This is a genomic window from Serratia sp. CY29653 (assembly GCF_052169255.1).
Classification (GTDB): domain Bacteria; phylum Pseudomonadota; class Gammaproteobacteria; order Enterobacterales; family Enterobacteriaceae; genus Serratia; species Serratia sarumanii.
In genome coordinates this window covers 305,410-322,694 of record NZ_JBJNLC010000001.1, presented here as the reverse complement: position 1 = coordinate 322,694, position 17,285 = coordinate 305,410, and the positions used below count along the sequence as shown (strand labels likewise).

The following is a 17,285-nucleotide window of genomic DNA, read 5'->3' as shown; positions in this document are numbered from 1 at the left end:
CCGGCAAGGAAAAGGCGAATGAGGCGTCCCCCATTCGCGGTCAGGCTCAGGCGGCGTACTTGTCGACCAACGCGCGCAGAGCGGCGGCGGTTTCGACATCCATCACGCCGTCATACTTCTGCTGGCGGAAGTGCAGCTGGAACGCGCGCACCAGCTGACGATAGCCTTCTGCGGTGTTCGCCGCCGAGGTATCGTAGCCGTATTGGGCGAACAGTTTCAGCAGCTCGGCCTGCGCCGGCAGCCCCTGGCGGCAGTATTCCTGCTGGCGCTGCTGCTTGGTCGCCTCGTCATACCAGGCGCCGACGCCGGCCTGATACAGCTGCTGCCACGGGAACTGCGGGCCCGGATCGCTCTTGCGGCCCGGCGCGATGTCGGAGTGCGCCACCACGTTCACCGGCGAGATGTCCGGATAACGCTGCAGGATGTTCTGCGCCAGCTGGGTAACCGCCTCGATCTGCTGCGGGTTGAACGGCGGGAAGGTGATGTTTCCACCGTCGCCGCTCGCCAGGTTGACGATCTCGATGCCGATCGAGGTGTCGTTGATATTGCTGCGGGTGCCCCACTGGCTGGCGCCGGCATGCCAGGCGCGCTCGTTCTCATCCACCAGATTGAAAATGCGCACGCCGCTGAAGCCAGCGGCCTGATAGGTGGCTTCGGTCGGATCCGGCACCAGATAGTGTGCGCTGACCGATTTTCCGGTCAACGACTTCACCGAGTCGGCGAAGTTTTGCGCCGTGTAGTGCAGCACCAGAAAACGCACGCGGTGGCCGAAGCTGGCGACCGCTCGGTAGCTATTGTAATCAATCTTGTACATCGTAAAGTCCCTCTCTCGCTTGATTTCACTGAGCGGCCCCTCATCATGACAGGCCACCCCGCACAGGTGAACCTTTGGCTCACCCTTTTTGTTTTAGCTAATTGCTAAATTATGCGCAAGCGTTTTTTAGCAAAACCGTTATTTACCTTTTTGCTAAAGAGTGCGATCATGGCACGATGGAAACTAAAGAAATCAGGCGCAACAATCTGCGCGAATTGATGGCCCGCTACGCCCGGCAAGGCGTCAACCAGAATGAATTCGCCACGCTGGTTGAGTCTTCCGCGCCGACGCTGAGCCAAATCATCGGGGAAAAATCCTCCCGCAATCTTGGCGACAATCTGGCCAGGCGGATCGAGGCCCGGCTGAATTTGCCCAAGGGCTGGTTCGACGTGTTTCACGAAAAGCAGCTGGTGCGCCCGTTTGACAACGTGGCGGCGGAGTCGGACTTCCAGCCCGCCCGTTTGAAACCGGTGGTATGGGAAGATACCGAACAAGACAAGGAAGAGTTTGTGGAGATCCCGCTGCTGGATATCGATTTTTCCGCCGGCGACGGCTGCTACGAAATCGTCGATCGCGAGGAGTTTTCGCTGATCTTCCGCCGTTACTATCTGCACAAGATGGGGGTGGCGGTCAACGCCGCGCGCATTATCCGCATCTCCGGCTCCAGCATGGAACCGCGTCTGCAGGACGGCGACGTGGTCGGCATCAACACCGACGACACGCGCATCCGCGAAGGCAAGACCTACGCCATCCGCCACGGCAATTTGCTGCGGGTGAAGGTGCTGATCGAGCAGCCGGACGGCGGCGTCGTCATCCGCTCCCTCAACCGGGAAGAGTACCAGGACGAGCATCTCAGCTATCAGCAGCGCAAGGAGCAACTGGTGGTGCTCGGCCGCGTCTTCTGGTCCTCTTCGTCCTGGTAGCGGAGCAACCTCGGGCGCCCGTTGCGCCCGGCGGTTATTTGAAGTCCACCACCATCTGCTGCTGGATAGACAGCCCGCGGGTCGACTGCACGCAGCCGGCGATATAGTCGGTAAAGCGTGGCGGCTTCGGCATGCCCAGCTTGAGGATCTTTTCGTTGCTGAAACGCACGTTGAGCATGGCGAACGATCCGTACAGGCGCATCGCCTTGAGCATCAGCCGCTCGTTGCACGGGCCGAAAATGTCTTTCAGCTGGCGGCGCATTTTCACCAGCGCGTCATAGGTCACCTGCGCATACTCATCGCCCACCGGCGCCTTTTCCAGCGCCGCCGCCATGGCGCGGTCGATTTCGGCAAAGCTGACGCTGCTCTCCTCACCGGCGGAGATGTGATAAACGTCGTTCTCCAGCGTTTCGCTGTTCATCAGCATCACCAGCGCATCCGCGCAGTAGTCCGCCGGGATCACATCGATATTGTCCTGCAGCGAGCACATGAATTTGCGCAGCATCAGCGCCATGCCGAACACCCAGAAAATGCTGCTGGAAGGCTGGCAGCCCAGGCGGGTGTGCCCCACCACGATCGACGGACGAGCGATGGTCAGCGGCAGTTGCGGGCAGCGCTGGCGCATCAGCTGTTCGATGGTGGATTTGGAACGGGTGTATTCCACCAGATGCTCGGCATCTTCCTCAAACTCGCCGCTCTCCGCCACCAGCGAACCCGGCTCCGGCGAACAGGACATGGCGGTACCGACGTGCAGGAAACGTTTTAATCCCGGCACCTGCGCCATTCTTTCGGCAAAGGCCAGAGTGCCTTCTACGTTTACCTTCCAAATGAGCGGGTTATTACCAAATGAAGCAACGGCCGCGCAGTTAATAACGTGCGTGACTTTGTTAATACGTGCGTCAGTTAAAAAGTCGGCCGGCTCGGAAAGGTCGCCCAACAATATATTTTCTATCGTAATTTTAGACAGCAGGTTCGCGTCGATATTAAACTTTTCCATATTCGCGCGAATACGGGCCAGCCCTTGTTGCGCATCGTCGGCGCGCACCAGCAAAAGATAATTAACAGACTGATTTTCAATCAATAATTTCTCGAGAACCGCACCACCCAAAAAGCCGGTAGCGCCGGTCAACAGTAGCGTTTTCATAATTGTCATCCACATTGGTATTGAATGTGGGAGATTGTATCTGCGGGTATTTAAACAAATATTAAATAGAATTACGGCGCCAGAAATCACTTCTCTTAATATTATCTTAAGGAATCTTTTGATACATCCAGCGTGGATTTAGTAACAAAAGAATCTCATCTATTTTATGATTAATCTCTGCCGTTTAAATACCATTGATGTAGCACCTGATTTAATTTAGCGGTCAATGTTATTTCTCTTATCGTCCGTGGAGGACTTATGACCTATAACCAAAAAATCTGGTTGGGGGTTTTGCTGCTGTGCGCCCTGTTTTGGGGTGCGGTGATAAGCGGCGCCTGTTCGCTGTATAACCGGGCGGATCGCTTCCAGGCTCACCACCCGGAGAGCGAGCTCGCCGCTCGCCACAGCCAGCCCCCTTGCACGCAACCCAGCTCACAGGCATCAAGCGCCCCCCGGAATGGGTAGGGACAAGACCCGCTAACGATCCTATTATGCCCTAAGGTTAACAGGGAGATAACGATGGCTCGAAAGCTGGATAGCTTACCGCAGGCACAACGCGAAAAAATAGAAACCGATTTGCTGGCCATCAGCGTGATCTACAATGAGCGCTACGGCATCGCCTCGACCCAGGCGGAAACGGAACGACAGATCCCCGACCACCTGCTCCCCTACTTTCATCAACGGCTGGATTACTATCGCCGTGCGTAATTGCGCGCATTTCGCTAACCGTCACTTGGCATCGCTCCCTACGCCGTTACAATAGGAGCATATTGTATCCGCCACTGAAGAGACGCGATTTTGAGCAGCAAGGCAACGGCCACATTTTACATTCACGATTACGAAACCTTCGGCAAAAGCCCGTCGCTGGACCGCCCGGCGCAGTTTGCCGGCGTGCGCACCGATATGGATTTCAACATTATCGAAGAGCCGCTGGTCATCTACTGCGCCCCGGCCGACGACTACCTGCCGGAACCCGAGGCGGTGATGATCACAGGCATCACGCCGCAGGTGGCGCGCGCCAAAGGCGTTAACGAAGCCGAATTCACCCGCCAAATCCACCAGGCCTTCAGCGTGGCCGGCACCTGCATTCTCGGTTACAACAACATCCGTTTCGATGACGAAGTGAGCCGCAATATCTTCTATCGCAACTTCTACGATCCCTATGCCTACAGCTGGCAAAACGGCAACTCGCGCTGGGATCTGCTGGATGTGATGCGCGCCTGCTACGCCCTGCGCCCGGACGGCATCGTCTGGCCGGAAAACGAAGACGGCTTCCCCAGCTTCCGCCTGGAGCATCTCACGCGCGCCAACGGCGTCGAGCACACGCAGGCTCACGACGCAATGTCGGACGTTTACGCCACCATCGCCATGGCCAAGCTGGTCAAGCAGGCGCAGCCGCGGCTGTTCGATTTCCTGTTGCAGCACCGCAACAAGCACAAGCTGAACGCCCTGATCGACGTCGCCGAAATGACGCCGCTGGTGCACGTCTCCGGCATGTTCGGCGCGGCGCGCGGCAACACCAGCTGGGTGTCGCCGTTGGCCTGGCACCCGGACAACAAAAACGCGGTGATCATGTGCGATCTCGCCGGCGACATGACGCCGTTGCTGACGCTGAGCGCCGAGCAGCTGCGTGAACGGCTGTACACCCGCCGCGACGACCTGGCGCCGGATCAGGCGCCGGTGCCGATCAAGCTGGTGCACATCAACAAATGCCCGGTGCTGGCGCCGGCCAAAACCCTGCTGCCGGAGAACGCCGAGCGGCTGGGCATCGATCGCCAGGCCTGCCTGCAAAACCTGCAGCTGCTGAAACAGCACCCGGAAGTGCGTGAGAAAGTGGTGGCGCTGTTCGCCGAAGCCGAGCCGTTCAAAGGCTCCGACGACGTCGACGCCCGGCTGTATGACGGCTTCTTCAGCGACGCCGACAAGGCGGCGATGAGGATTATCCAGCAGACCAAGCCGCAGAACCTGCCGGCGCTGGATCTGGCCTTCAGCGACGGCCGCATGAAAGAGCTGCTGTTCCGCTTCCGCGCGCGCAACTACCCGAATACGCTGGACGATGCCGAACAGCGCCGCTGGCTGCAGCACCGCCAGGAAGCGCTGAGCGCGGAGCGCGTGCAGAGTTACCTGCTGCAGCTCGAATCGTTGTATAACCTGCACGAAGGCGACAAAGAGAAAACCGCCCTGCTGAAAGCGCTGTTCGATTACGGCAAAGAGTTGGTGGGGTAAACCCGCAGCAAGCAAAAAAGGAAAAGGCCGCGAATGCGGCCTTTTTTGTGGCTGAGGAGACGGCTCGCGCTTAGGCGGCGTCTTCGCTCGCTTGCGGCACCGGCAGACGGAAGCTGCGGGTGACGAAGGCCAGGTAGATCAGACCGATGGCCGCCCAGACCAGGCCCAGCGTCATCGAGCTGGCTTCCAGGTTGATCCACAGCGCGCCGACGGTCAATGCGCCCAGCACCGGCAGGATCAGGTAGTTGAACGTGTCTTTCACGGTGCGGTTCATCTTGTCGCGAATATAGAACTGCGAGATCACCGACAGGTTGACGAAGGTGAAGGCCACCAGCGCACCGAAGTTGATCAGCGCGGTCGCGGTCACCAGGTCAAACGACACGGCGGACAGCGCGATGGCGCCAACCAGCAGCACGTTCAGCGCCGGGGTACGCCACTTCGGATGTACATAGCCGAAGAAACGAGTCGGGAACACGCCGTCGCGGCCCATTACGTACATCAGACGCGAAACGCCCGCGTGCGCCGCCATGCCTGACGCCAATACCGTCACGCAGGAGAACACCAGGATCACCGACTGGAAGAATTTGCCCGCCACGTACAGCATGATTTCAGGCTGCGACGCGTCAGGATCCTTGAAGCGCGAGATGTCCGGGAAGTACAGCTGCACGAAGTAAGACACCACGATAAAGATGATGCCGCCGATCAGCGCCGTCAGGAAGATGGCTTTCGGGATCACTTTTTCCGCGTCTTTGGTCTCTTCAGACAGCGAGCTGATGCCGTCGAAGCCCAGGAACGAGAAGCACAGGATGGTCGCGCCGGTAATCATCGGCACCACGTGAGCGTTATCGGACCAGAATGGGCGGCTGCTGACCAGCGTACCGGCGCCTTCGCCGTGGTAAACGCCGTTGATCACCAGGCCGAGGAACACGATCATGATCGCCACCTGCACCACCACGATGATGGAGTTCAGGTTAGCCACCAGCTTGATGCCGCGCAGGTTGAAAATCGTCATCAAGCCGACCAGCACCGCCACGAAAATCCAGGACGGAACGCCCGGGAAGATCGCTTCCAGGTAAATCTTGGCCAGCAAAATGTTGATCATCGGCATGAACAGGTAGTCCAGCAGCGATGACCAGCCCACCATAAAGCCGACGTGCGGGCTGATGGCTTTCTGGGCGTAAGTGTAGGCGGAACCGGCGGAAGGAAACTTCTTCACCAGTTTGCCGTAGCTCAGGGCGGTAAACAGGATCGCCAGCAGAGCGAAGGCGTACGCGGTCGCGACGTGACCATCGGTCAGGCCGGATACGATGCCGAAGGTATCGAAGATGGTCATTGGCTGCAGATAAGCCAGGCCCATCATCACTACCGGAACCAAAGTCAGGGTTTTACGCAGCTGAGTGCGCTGAGCCGGAGCGGCGTTGAGGGTGTTATCGGACATTGTTCAGCCCCCCCTTACCTTGAGCCTTGCGGATGGCGGACACGCCAAGACTTAAGGTTGCGGGGAAACTTCGCAACGAGCGACTTAATTCTAAAAGAAGGGGATTGTAAGCTGGATAACGGGTCGAGGTAACCTCGGCTGCTCCATAGTCGCTGCGGCCACAGCGGAAACCGGCGGGCACCGGTGCTAAAGTGAAAAATTGCCCCATCTTTCTAATCCTCATGAGTCACGACCATAAAGTTTTGTTTGATCGTGCACGAAACTATTTATCTATCCGGATCGGTGTCCGGCCTCGCTTGGTGTATGAAACGCTACGTTGGTAAAACTTAATGCAAAAAAAATAACCGACGCGTTAAAACGTCGGCTATCTGCATTTGAGATATTTTGCACCAGAATGCCTCCGGATGACAAGATCCGGAAGCCCTCAAATACAAATTCTTTTTGTCGATCGAGCGGAAAACCGGCCCGGCAGGCGAATTAATCCACTACCGGCAGGCCGGTCGGCCGCACATACCTCTTACTTTATACGCCCATTCAGGCATTTTTCAACATCCAGTCAATCTCGGTTTCCGTCACCCGCCGCTCGAACTGCAGCAGTTCGTCGGTCTTGCAGGCGTGATAAACCTGGGTGAAACGCTCGCCCAGATAGTGGGTCAGCGCGTGCTGATGCTCAAACTCGTACAGCGCGTCGCTCTGGCGGATCGGCAGCGGCAGCCCCTCCTGCTCCAGCCCGTTGCCGGTCACCGGCTCAGGCAGCGGCAGCGCGTTGTCCAGCCCGTACAGCATGCCGGCCAGGATCGCCGCCATGACAAGATACGGATTGGCGTCGGCGCCGGCCACGCGATACTCCACCCGATGGTTCTCCGGTTCGCCGCAGGGAATGCGCAGCGCTACGGTGCGGTTGTTGTGGCCCCAGGCGGCCTGGATCGGCACATACATCCCCGGCTGGAAACGCCGGTAGGCGTTGACGTTCGGCGCCAGCAGCGCCATCGACGCCGGCATCAGGGTGATCATCCCGGCCAGCGCCTGTTTCAGCAGTGGCGAATCCTCACCTTCGTCGTCGGCGAACAGGTTGTTGCCCGCGCCGTCCTGCATGCTGACATGCACGTGCATGCCGCTGCCGGCATGATCCTCGTAGGGCTTGGCCATAAAGGTGGCGTGCATGTCGTGGTTCTCGGCCACCAGCCGCACCAGCCGTTTCAGCGCCAGCGCGTGGTCGCAGGCCAGCAAGATATCGTCGGTATGACGCAGGTTGACCTCGAACTGCCCCGGCGACGCCTCCGCCACCGCGCCGTCCGCCGGTAGCCCCTGCAGCTTCGCCAGCGCGTCGATGTCGTTCAGCACCTCGGCGAAATGGTTCAGGTTATCGACGGAGTACACCTGGCTTTGGGTGTTGCGCTCCTGGGTGCCGGGCGTGCACGGCGGCTGCAGATCGCCCTCCGCGTCGCGCTGCCGATCGATGAGATAAAACTCCAGCTCTACCGCTGCCACCGGGAACAAGCCGCGCTGTCGCAGCGCCTGCCACACGCGGTTCAACACATTGCGGGGTTCAACGTCAAAGGGAGTGCCATCTTCATCCAGCATGGTCAGCAGCACCTGGCCGATATGCTGCGGATCGGCGGCCGACGGCGTCAGCGAGCCGGGCACCGGCAGGCAAATGCGGTCCGGCTCGCCGAGCTCTTGCCCAAGGCCGGTCTCCTCCACCACGTTGCCGAGGATGTCCATGGCGAACACCGACGCGGGGAAGTAGCTGCCTTTTTCCAGTTTTTTCAACCCTGAGACGGGTATGCGTTTGCCGCGGAAGGAACCATTGAGATCGGTGAGAAGGATATCGACATACTGCGTGGCGGGATGGCGTTCCAAATAATGAGCAACCTCATTTTGGAACGCGCTACTTCGCCTCTCTTCATGATGCTGTGCAAAATGTTCAACTGCTGCGCTATTGGTTTGCATATGTCACCCGCCATTATGCTCTTAAGGCGCGTTGGCGCCCGTCCGCCGTTCGATTCAACACATGATTGGATTTCTCGCCAGGCTGCGCCGCTGCCGGGCGCTCAAAATAACATCCACACCATGAAACATAGTCTTAACAGAATAGGTTTGCAAATGTTACAATCCTGTTTGATTATTCGCCGCCGGCTGCTAAATTGATAAAATATTGACCGAAAAGGCCTTGCCGCCATTTTTACGTCAACTATTTCGTCCAACGCACCGAGAGTGAACATGGGCAATATATTTTCCAAACCTGCCCTAACTACCGATATCATGCAGCATCGTTATCGCCCAGACAGGCGCCCGATAGCGATATTCATGTCTGCCTGTCGCCCCTACCAGAAGGAAGTACCGCTATGAGCGAAGCCAGCTTGGCACCGGGCAAACGCCTGTCGCAGATCCGTCAGCAATTGGGTTTGTCGCAGCGCCGGGTCGCCGAACTGTCCGGGTTAACCCACAGTGCGATCAGCACCATCGAACAGGACAAGGTCAGCCCGGCCATCAGCACGCTGCAAAAGCTGCTGAAGGTGTATGGCCTGTCGCTGTCTGAATTCTTTGCCGAACCGGAAGCCGTCGACGAGCCGCGCGTGGTGATCGACGCCGAGGATCTGATTGAGATCGGCAGCCAGGGGGTGTCGATGAAGCTGGTGCACAACGGCAGCCCGACGCGTAACCTGGCGATGATGCTGGAAACCTACCAGCCCGGCACCACCACCGGTGAAAAGATCAAGCACCAGGGCGAAGAGATCGGCACCCTGCTGGAGGGCGAGATCGTGCTGACCATCAACGGCCAGAGCTACTGCCTGACCGCCGGCCAGAGTTACGCCATCAACACCGGCATTCCGCACAGCTTCAGCAATACCTCGGCGCGCATCTGCCGCATCGTCAGCGCACACACCCCCACCACCTTCTGAGCGCTTCTCGCACCGGCGCAGCCTGACGCGGGTTGCGCCCCTACCCGCCAACGCGTTTTCCACCGCCGTTATGCCATTTTGTTGGTTGCCAACGGCGTAATCTGTGTTACAACAGAGCATAACAGCCATCTAAACATCTAAACGGCCTTAATACCCTATGTCAACCGCAACGCCTTCACGCCTCGAGATGCGCAATATCTCGATCGCCTTCGCCGGCTTCAATGCGCTGCAGGACGTGGACTTCACGCTGCAGGGCGGTTCAATCCATGCGCTGGTCGGCGCCAACGGCGCGGGCAAGTCGACGCTGATGGCGATCCTCTCCGGCGCCCACGATCATTATCGCGGCGAGATCCTGATCGACGGCCAGGCGGTGGCGATCCACTCCCCGCTGCAGGCGCGCCGCCACGGCATTCACGTGGTGCAGCAAGAGGTCGACGTCGCGCTGATCCCCACGCTGTCGGTGGCGGAAAACATCATGCTGGACTGGCTGAACGAACCGGGCCATTGGCTGAACTGGGCGGAACTGCACCGCCGCGCCGCGCAGCTGCTGCAGCAATGGGCGCTGCCGCTCAACCCGCGCAGGCGGCTGGCGGACTGCACGCTGGCGGAAAAACAGCAGGTGCTGCTGGCGCGCGCGCTGTCGCACCGCTGCCGTTTTCTGGTGCTCGACGAACCGACCGCCCCGCTCGATCGCGCCGAGAGCGAGCGCCTGTTTAACGTGGTTCGCCGCCTGCAATCCGAAGGCATCGGCATCGTATTTATTTCCCACCGCATCCACGAACTGAGCGACATTTGCGATCGGCTGACGGTGCTGCGCGACGGCCGTCGCGTCAGCGAAGACGCCATGCGCGGGCTGAGCGGCGAACAGATCGTCGAGAAGATGCTCGGCCATCGGCTGGACGATATTTTCCCGCCGCCGCGCCCGCCGCACGCCGAGCGAACGCTGCTGCAGGTGCAAGGCTTGCGCGATCGCCACAAGCTGCGCGACGTTTCGCTGCGGCTGCATGAGGGCGAAATTCTCGGCATCGCCGGGCTGGCGGGAGCCGGCAAAACCGAGCTGTGCAAAGCGCTGTTCGGCGCCAGCACCGTGCAGCTCGAGCGCGGCGAACTGCGCGGGCAACCCTGGGCGCCGCGTGCGCCGCATCTCTCGGTCGAACAGGGGCTGGCGCTGGTGCCGGAGGAACGCCGCAAAGAAGGCATTTTCATCGATGAGGCGATCCCGATGAACCTGAGCGTCAGCGCCGACGACAGCTTCTCGCGCTGGAGCCTGTTCAGCCGGCGACAAGAGCTGCGCTGGGCGCGCGAGATCATGCAACGCCTGAACATTCGCGCCTCCGGCCCGCAACAGCGGCTGGCGCGCCTGTCCGGCGGCAATCAACAAAAAGTGGCGATCGGCAAATGGCTGCGCGGCGACGCCGAGGTGCTGATCTTCGATGAACCGACCAAGGGCGTGGACATCAAGGCCAAGCAGGAGCTGTTTGGCCTGATCGACGGCCTGGCGCGCGCCGGCAAGGGCGTGGTTTACGCCTCCGGCGAGTTCGCCGAACTGGTTGGCCTGTGCGATCGCATCTGCGTGCTGTGGGACGGCCGCATCGTGGCGGAGTTGAACGCCGCCGACATCGACGAAGAAACCTTATTGCTCTATTCCACCGGAGGAACCCCTGCGTGAGTAAAGAATTAGCCCTGCGGCCTGCGCTGCCCTGGCGCCAACAGCTGTTCGATTTCCTCTACAAATGGGGCATGCTGCTGACCGTGGCGGCGCTGATCGCCCTGTTCGGCCTGGCGTCGGACAACTTCCTCGATGCCAACAACATCATCAATATCCTGCGTTCGATCGCCATCGTGACGGTGATCGCCATCGGCGTCTCTATCTCGCTGTCGGTCGGCGGTTTCGATCTGTCGGTCGGCTCGACCGCCTCGCTGGCCAACGCGCTGGTGATTTCGCTGTTCGTCTGGCACGGGTTCGGCACCACCGGCGCCATCGTGGTAACGCTGCTGCTGTGCACGCTGGTCGGCCTGTTCAACGCCCTACTGATCGTGGTGTTCAGAATTCCCGATATGCTGGCGACGCTGGCCAGCCTGTTCGTGATCCAGGGCGTGGCGATGACCTACAGCTACGGCGGATCCATCACCCAAAACATGGTGCTGCCGAATGGCGACATGGCGGAAGGCCTGATCCCGGAGGTGTTTTCCGCCCTCGGCCAGGTGCCGGTGATCGTGCTGATCATGCTGGCGGTCACCGTGGCGGTGCAGCTGTTCCTGTCGTTGACCAAGCATGGCCGCCGCATGTATGCCATCGGCGGCAACCCCGAGGCGGCGCGCCTTTCGGGCATCCGCACCGTGCGTTACAGGGTTGCCGCTTATGTCATTTCCTCTTGGCTGGCGGCGCTTGGCGGCATCTTGCTGGCGTCACGTATCGGCTCTTCGCAGGTCAACGCCGGCGGCGGCTATCTGATGGACGCGGTGGCGGCGGCCTATATCGGCTTCTCGCTGGCCGGGGCCGGCAAACCTAATGCGCTCGGCACTCTGATCGGCGCGGTGATCCTCGGCGTGCTGCAAAACGGGCTGGTGATGCTGTCGGTGCCCTACTACGCCATGGACATTATCAAAGGCCTGGTGCTGGCGCTGGCGCTGGCCATCACCTACATCCAAAAACGCTGATCCTCCCCGGCGCACGCCCGCTGCGCCGCTTTTCCCTTTAATTCATCCGGTTAACCTTTCCCGCCAGCAAAACCAGCATACAAATGATATGGATTATCATTAGCGTTTACATTCAGAAAAAAATCCTTACAATAGCCTCACGCAACGTTGACGAAGCTAAGCATTTCTCAGCGAAAGACGAACAATTTCATTAGAAATTCAATTGGTTAATTACTTTCACTTCAATCCAGGAAAGGTTTACCTCATGGAAACGCCACGTTACAGCAAGCTCGCCGCTCTGGTGATCGCCTCACTCAGCGCCACCGCCGCGCTGGCCGCGCCGCAGGACGACACCCAGGACACCATGGTCGTCACCGCCTCCGGCTTCCAGCAAAAAATTCAGGACTCCGCCGCTTCCATCTCGGTGATCCCGCGCCAGCAGATCGAAGACAAGGCCTATCGCGACGTGACCGACGCGCTGAAAGACGTGCCGGGCGTGGTGATCACCGGCGGCGCCAGCAGCAGTGACATCAGCATCCGCGGCATGTCCTCCAAGTACACCCTGATCCTGGTGGACGGCAAGCGTGTCGACACCCGCGGCACCCGTCCGAACAGCGACAACGCCGGCATCGAACAGGGCTGGCTGCCGCCGATGGAAGCCATCGAGCGCATCGAAGTGGTGCGCGGGCCGATGTCTTCGCTGTACGGTTCCGACGCCATGGGCGGCGTGATCAACGTCATCACTCGCAAGACCTCCCGCACCGAGTGGAAAGGCTCGCTGCACGGCGACGCCACCATTCAGGAAAACCGCGATTCCGGCGATCTGTTCCAGACCAACGCCTACGCCTCCGGCCCGCTGGTTGAAGGGCTGCTCGGCCTGCGGGTCAACGGCCTGCTGTCGCGCCGCGCGGAAGATAAAATCGTCAACGGTTACAACGAACAGCGCATGCGCAGCGGCACCGCGGTGTTCACCCTGACGCCGGACGAGAAAAACGAATTCGACTTCGAAATCGGCCGTTCGCTGCAAGATCGCAACAGCACGCCGGGCAAATCGGTGGTGGCGGAGCGCTGCAGCAGAGGCAAATGCTCGCCGACGTCCCGCAGCGAAAGCCTGTATACGCGCACCAACTACGCGCTGACCCACAACGGCTATTATGACTTCGGCAACTCCACCAGCTACGTGCAGCGCGAAGAAACCGGTAACCCGGGCCGTAACATGAAGGCCTACAACACCATCTTCAACACCCAGAACCAGTTCGAGCTGGGTTCCCACATGCTGAACCTCGGCGGCCAATACCGCTATGAAAAACTGGGCGACGGCGGCAACCAGCTTGAGTCGGCTCAAGGTCTCAGCAAGCTGACGCGCTGGAGCTGGGCATTGTTCGCTGAAGACGAATGGGCGCTGACCAACGACTTCAGCCTGACCAGCGGCATCCGCATGGATCAGGATGAAAACTTCGGCAGCCACTGGACCCCGCGCATGTACGGCGTCTGGCACCTGACCGAACAGTGGACGCTGAAAGGCGGCGTCTCCGCCGGTTACAAATCGCCGGATCTGCGCCAATCCTCCCCTAACTGGGGGCAGGTCACCGGCGGCGGCGTGCGTAAAGGCATCATCGTCGGTAACCCGGATTTGCAGCCAGAGAAGAGCCTGAGCGAAGAAATCGGCCTGATGTGGGATAGCCTGAAAGGCGTTAACGCCGGTGTGACGGTCTTCAACACCGACTTTAAAGACAAAATCACCGAAGTGCGCCGCTGCGAAGACACGCCGGATTGCACCATCGGCGGCACGTCCTACGACTTTATCAGCGATCGCGTCAACGTCGACAAAGCCAATATGCGCGGCGTAGAAGCCACCTTCGGCTGGCAGATCAACAAAGACTGGAAGTGGAACACCAACTACACCTACACCGCTTCCGAACAGAAGAGCGGCGAGTTCCAGGGCAAGGCGCTCAACCAGATGCCGAAGCACATGCTGAACACCGTGCTGGACTGGCGCGCCACGCAGGACCTCAGCCTGTGGTCGCGCGTTAACTTCCGCAGCCGCACCTCTGACTACCTGAGCCGCACCTCGATGGCCAAGAGCACGCCGTCCTACACCTTCGTCGATGCGGGCCTGAGCTACCAGGCGGCGAAAAACCTGCAGCTGACCGGCGGGGTCTACAACATCCTCGACAAAACCGTGGATTACGACCACTACAACACCACGCTGGACGGCCGCCGTTACACCGTCGGCATGACCTACAACTTCTGATGCCCCCGGGCGCGCGCTGCGCGCCCTTTTCATTCCATCACCGTGAGGAAGCCCCATGAGATTACGCCGCTCCCCCCTGATGATCGCCCTGCTGGCCGCGATGGCGCTGGCGGGTTGCCACAGCAAAACCGCTACGCCGGTAGCCGCAACCCCGGCCACCGTCAACGTCCAGCACCTGAACGGCAGCACCGAGGTGAAAAAGCACCCGCAGCGCATCGTGGTGCTGGATTACGCCTCGCTGGAAACGCTGCAGCTGCTGGGCGTCGAGCCGCTGGCGCTGCCCGGCAACCGCAAGAACTTGCCGGATAGCCTGAAGCGCTATCAGGACGACAAATACCTCAATGCCGGCACCCTGTTCGAGCCGGATATGGCCGTGCTGCGCGCCGCCAAGCCGGATCTGATCCTGATCGCCGGCCGGGCGTCCAAAGCCTATGATGAGCTGAACGCGCTGGCGCCGACGCTGAACATGTCCGTCGATCCGCAGGATCAGCTGGGCAGCCTGAAACAGCGCACGCTGCAGCTGGGCGAGCTGTTCGATAAGCAGCAGCAGGCGCAGGCGGCGGTCGATAAGCTGGATGCGCAGATCGCGGCGGTCAAACCACAGGCCGCTCAGGCCGGGCGCGGGCTGGTGGTGCTGTTCTCCGGCGGCAAGATCAGCGCCTACGCCCCCAAGAGCCGTTTCAGCTTCGTCTATGACGCCCTCGGCTTCTCGTCTGCGCTGCAGTCCGACGAAAAAGACGTGCGCGGCAACAAGCTGACGCCTGAGCAGGTGGCCAAACTGAATCCGGACTGGCTGTTCGTCATCGACAGAGACGCCGCGACCGGGCGGCCGAACGCGGTGGCGCCGCAGAAGATCCTCACCGGCACCGCGCTGAAGAAAACCACGGCGGTGAAAAAAGGCCAGGTGGTTTACCTGCCGGCGGCCGAGGTGTATCTGTCCGGCGGCATCGTCACCGCCCAGCACGTCGTCGAACGCGTGAGCGAGGCGCTGAACCACGCAGCACGATAAAGAAAGCCCGGCGATGCCGGGCTTTTTCTTGGATTAAATCGTCGGCTGGTTCACCAGACCGTCTATCAGCACCTGCGGCGTGCCCTGCGAACAGCGCTCGATACGCCCGCGCACGCCGTAGACCCGCGCCAGGCTCTGCGGCGTAATCACCTGATCCGGCGCGCCGTCGGCGATCAGATCGCCATCCTGCAGCATCAGCACGTGGTCGCCGTGGCGCAGCGCGATGTTGATGTCGTGCACCACCACCACCGTCACGATGTTGCGCTTGCGGGTTTCGCGGCGCACCAAATCCATCACGTGGAATTGATAGTTGAGATCGAGCGCGCTCAGCGGCTCATCCAGCAGCAGCAGCGAGGGCTGACGGATCAGCGACTGCGCCAACCCCACCAGCTGTTTCTGGCCGCCGGACAGCTGATCGAGATAGCTCAGCGCCAGGTGGGCGATGCCCAATTGCTCCAGCAAAGCCATCACCTCCGCTTCGCTGCCGGCGTTGCTGCGGCCGCCCGAGGCGCGCTGCGCCACGATGATCGACTCCAGCACGTGCAGATGCACCCCGGCGGGCAGCGACTGCGGCAAATACACCACTTTCTCCGCCCGACGGGCGAACGGCATCTGCATCAGATCGCCGTCGTCCAGCCACAGCTTGCCCTGCGCCGGGTTCAGCCCGGCCAGCGAGCGCAGCAGCGTCGATTTGCCGCTGCCGTTCGGCCCCAGCAGCACGGTGATTTGCCCGCGCGGCAGCATCGGCACCGAGAGATCGTCGATCACCTGGCGCTTCGGGTAGCCCGCCGAGAAGTGTTCTATTCGCAGGCCCTGGCTCATACGTTCCCCCGGTGGCGCAGAATAATGCTCAGGAAGAACGGCACCCCGACCAGCGACGTGACGATGCCCACCGGAATGATCACCCCGGGCACCAGATTTTTCGACGCCACCGAGGCCATCGACAGCACCAGCGCGCCAATCAGCGCGCTGGCCGGCAGATAGAAACGGTGATCTTCGCCGAAGATCATGCGGGCGATGTGCGGCGCCACCAGGCCGATAAAGCCGATCGGCCCGACGAAGGCCACCGCCAGCGCCGAGAGCATGCTGATGCGCAGCAGCGTGGTCAGCCGCAGACGGCGCACGTCGATGCCGAAGCTCACCGCCCGGTCTTCACCCAGGCGCAGCGCGGTCAGTTTCCACGAGCTCATCATCGACAGCGGCAGCAGCACGGCGAACACGCCGAACAGAATGCCCAGCTTGTCCCACGAGGCGCGCGCCAGGCTGCCCATGGTCCAGAACACCAGCCCCTGCAGCGTGTCCTCGCTGGCGATGAACTGCATCATCGACACCAGCGCGTTGAAGGTAAACACCAGCGCGATGCCGAACAGCACCACGCCGGAGGTGGCGACCCGCGTCCAGCGCGTGATGCCGTCGAGCATCAGCGCGGCGAACAGCGCGAAGATAAAGGCGTTGGCGGAGATGAACCACTGATCGGGAATGCCCGGAATGCCGATGCCGAGCACGATCGCCAGCGCGGCGCCAAAGGCCGCGGCGGAAGACACACCGAGGGTAAAGGGGCTGGCCAGCGGGTTATTCAGGATGGTCTGCATTTCCGCCCCGGCCAGGCCGAGCGCAAACCCCACCACCACCGCCATCAGCGCGTAAGGCAAGCGGATGTCCCAGACGATCACCCGCGTGCCGGCATCGGCCGCCGCGGGGTCAAGCAGCGTTTGCCATAAGGACGACAGCGACAGCCCGGACGGCCCCATGGTGAAATCCAGCAGCAGCGAGCCCAGGATCGCCAGTGCCAACACGCCCATCATCAACAGGCGATGGCGAAGAATATGCTGATAACGCCCCATCACGCCGGCGTTGGGTTGCCCCTTGGCGTCAGTCATGGGATCGGTGGATACGCTCATTCGTTAAGATACCTGTTACAACCATCATGA

Annotated in this window: 15 protein-coding genes; 9 read left to right on the top strand and 6 right to left on the bottom strand. The window is 60.6% G+C overall.

Annotated elements, in window-relative coordinates; all coding sequences use genetic code 11:
* Nucleotides 1-46: 46 nt before the first annotated feature.
* Nucleotides 47-814: an N-acetylmuramoyl-L-alanine amidase gene (locus ACJ8HN_RS01500; protein ID WP_442522960.1), complete on the bottom strand. Its 768-nt coding sequence runs from the start codon at nt 812-814 to the stop codon at nt 47-49.
* 176 nt (nt 815-990) lie between these two features.
* Between ACJ8HN_RS01500 and ACJ8HN_RS01495 the strand changes: the two genes are divergently transcribed.
* Nucleotides 991-1,737 (top strand): S24 family peptidase, encoded by a 747-nt coding sequence (locus tag ACJ8HN_RS01495; protein ID WP_004935623.1) that lies wholly within the window; start codon nt 991-993, stop codon nt 1,735-1,737.
* A 34-nt stretch (nt 1,738-1,771) separates the two neighbouring features.
* Here ACJ8HN_RS01495 and ACJ8HN_RS01490 read toward each other — a convergent pair whose 3' ends face one another.
* Nucleotides 1,772-2,881: an SDR family oxidoreductase gene (locus tag ACJ8HN_RS01490; protein ID WP_048321809.1), complete on the bottom strand. Its 1,110-nt coding sequence runs from the start codon at nt 2,879-2,881 to the stop codon at nt 1,772-1,774.
* 519 nt (nt 2,882-3,400) lie between these two features.
* On the opposite strand from ACJ8HN_RS01490, the gene ACJ8HN_RS01485 reads away from it, so the two are divergent.
* Together ACJ8HN_RS01485 and sbcB are read left to right on the top strand one after the other, a co-directional pair.
* Nucleotides 3,401-3,589: a DNA polymerase III subunit theta gene (locus tag ACJ8HN_RS01485; protein WP_033635247.1), complete on the top strand. Its 189-nt coding sequence runs from the start codon at nt 3,401-3,403 to the stop codon at nt 3,587-3,589.
* 90 nt (nt 3,590-3,679) lie between these two features.
* The gene (sbcB, locus tag ACJ8HN_RS01480; RefSeq protein WP_033635248.1) at nt 3,680-5,107 is read left to right on the top strand and encodes an exodeoxyribonuclease I; all 1,428 of its coding nucleotides are present in this window, start codon (nt 3,680-3,682) and stop codon (nt 5,105-5,107) included.
* A gap of 70 nt (nt 5,108-5,177) precedes the next feature.
* On the opposite strand, the gene ACJ8HN_RS01475 is transcribed toward sbcB, so the two are convergent.
* On the bottom strand, nt 5,178-6,545 hold the full coding sequence (locus tag ACJ8HN_RS01475; protein WP_033647989.1) for an APC family permease: 1,368 nt from the start codon (nt 6,543-6,545) through the stop codon (nt 5,178-5,180).
* A 534-nt stretch (nt 6,546-7,079) separates the two neighbouring features.
* Complete coding sequence (locus ACJ8HN_RS01470) at nt 7,080-8,498, bottom strand: glutamine synthetase family protein (RefSeq protein WP_442522959.1); 1,419 nt, start codon at nt 8,496-8,498, stop codon at nt 7,080-7,082.
* Here ACJ8HN_RS01470 and ACJ8HN_RS01465 point away from each other — a divergent pair.
* From ACJ8HN_RS01465 to ACJ8HN_RS01440, 6 genes are all read left to right on the top strand, one after another.
* Nucleotides 8,412-8,696: a hypothetical protein gene (locus tag ACJ8HN_RS01465; protein ID WP_162091417.1), complete on the top strand. Its 285-nt coding sequence runs from the start codon at nt 8,412-8,414 to the stop codon at nt 8,694-8,696. The two genes, ACJ8HN_RS01470 and ACJ8HN_RS01465, sit on opposite strands and share 87 nt — an antisense overlap.
* Before the next feature lie 197 nt (nt 8,697-8,893).
* Nucleotides 8,894-9,451, top strand: a complete 558-nt coding sequence (gene puuR / locus ACJ8HN_RS01460) for an HTH-type transcriptional regulator PuuR (protein WP_016927000.1) — start codon at nt 8,894-8,896, stop codon at nt 9,449-9,451.
* 157 nt (nt 9,452-9,608) lie between these two features.
* A complete protein-coding gene (locus tag ACJ8HN_RS01455) occupies nt 9,609-11,120 on the top strand; it encodes a sugar ABC transporter ATP-binding protein (RefSeq protein ID WP_442522958.1) in 1,512 nt (503 codons plus the stop codon).
* Complete coding sequence (locus ACJ8HN_RS01450; RefSeq protein WP_033648150.1) at nt 11,117-12,112, top strand: ABC transporter permease; 996 nt, start codon at nt 11,117-11,119, stop codon at nt 12,110-12,112. Before ACJ8HN_RS01455 ends, ACJ8HN_RS01450 begins: the two co-directional genes overlap by 4 nt.
* Nucleotides 12,113-12,356: 244 nt before the next feature.
* Nucleotides 12,357-14,345 (top strand): ligand-gated channel protein, encoded by a 1,989-nt coding sequence (locus tag ACJ8HN_RS01445; protein ID WP_442522957.1) that lies wholly within the window; start codon nt 12,357-12,359, stop codon nt 14,343-14,345.
* Nucleotides 14,346-14,400: 55 nt separating this feature from the next.
* Complete coding sequence (locus ACJ8HN_RS01440; protein WP_041035960.1) at nt 14,401-15,354, top strand: siderophore ABC transporter substrate-binding protein; 954 nt, start codon at nt 14,401-14,403, stop codon at nt 15,352-15,354.
* 33 nt (nt 15,355-15,387) lie between these two features.
* On the opposite strand, the gene ACJ8HN_RS01435 is transcribed toward ACJ8HN_RS01440, so the two are convergent.
* Both ACJ8HN_RS01435 and ACJ8HN_RS01430 read right to left on the bottom strand, forming a co-directional pair.
* Nucleotides 15,388-16,176: an ABC transporter ATP-binding protein gene (locus ACJ8HN_RS01435; RefSeq protein WP_033647994.1), complete on the bottom strand. Its 789-nt coding sequence runs from the start codon at nt 16,174-16,176 to the stop codon at nt 15,388-15,390.
* A complete protein-coding gene (locus ACJ8HN_RS01430) occupies nt 16,173-17,255 on the bottom strand; it encodes a FecCD family ABC transporter permease (RefSeq protein ID WP_004935667.1) in 1,083 nt (360 codons plus the stop codon). Before ACJ8HN_RS01430 ends, ACJ8HN_RS01435 begins: the two co-directional genes overlap by 4 nt.
* Nucleotides 17,256-17,285: the final 30 nt, after the last annotated feature.

What these genes read in the sequence shown, in the direction of transcription:
- ACJ8HN_RS01465 (WP_162091417.1), top strand. Translation starts at nt 8,412, where the DNA reads ATGAGCAACCTCATTTTGGAACGCGCTACTTCGCCTCTCTTCATGATG.
- ACJ8HN_RS01485 (WP_033635247.1), top strand. Translation starts at nt 3,401, where the DNA reads ATGGCTCGAAAGCTGGATAGCTTACCGCAGGCACAACGCGAAAAAATA.
- ACJ8HN_RS01470 (WP_442522959.1), bottom strand. Translation starts at nt 8,498, where the DNA reads ATGCAAACCAATAGCGCAGCAGTTGAACATTTTGCACAGCATCATGAA.
- ACJ8HN_RS01495 (WP_004935623.1), top strand. Translation starts at nt 991, where the DNA reads ATGGAAACTAAAGAAATCAGGCGCAACAATCTGCGCGAATTGATGGCC.
- ACJ8HN_RS01455 (WP_442522958.1), top strand. Translation starts at nt 9,609, where the DNA reads ATGTCAACCGCAACGCCTTCACGCCTCGAGATGCGCAATATCTCGATC.
- ACJ8HN_RS01475 (WP_033647989.1), bottom strand. Translation starts at nt 6,545, where the DNA reads ATGTCCGATAACACCCTCAACGCCGCTCCGGCTCAGCGCACTCAGCTG.
- ACJ8HN_RS01435 (WP_033647994.1), bottom strand. Translation starts at nt 16,176, where the DNA reads ATGAGCCAGGGCCTGCGAATAGAACACTTCTCGGCGGGCTACCCGAAG.
- ACJ8HN_RS01445 (WP_442522957.1), top strand. Translation starts at nt 12,357, where the DNA reads ATGGAAACGCCACGTTACAGCAAGCTCGCCGCTCTGGTGATCGCCTCA.
- ACJ8HN_RS01430 (WP_004935667.1), bottom strand. Translation starts at nt 17,255, where the DNA reads ATGAGCGTATCCACCGATCCCATGACTGACGCCAAGGGGCAACCCAAC.
- ACJ8HN_RS01490 (WP_048321809.1), bottom strand. Translation starts at nt 2,881, where the DNA reads ATGAAAACGCTACTGTTGACCGGCGCTACCGGCTTTTTGGGTGGTGCG.
- ACJ8HN_RS01440 (WP_041035960.1), top strand. Translation starts at nt 14,401, where the DNA reads ATGAGATTACGCCGCTCCCCCCTGATGATCGCCCTGCTGGCCGCGATG.
- puuR (WP_016927000.1), top strand. Translation starts at nt 8,894, where the DNA reads ATGAGCGAAGCCAGCTTGGCACCGGGCAAACGCCTGTCGCAGATCCGT.
- ACJ8HN_RS01500 (WP_442522960.1), bottom strand. Translation starts at nt 814, where the DNA reads ATGTACAAGATTGATTACAATAGCTACCGAGCGGTCGCCAGCTTCGGC.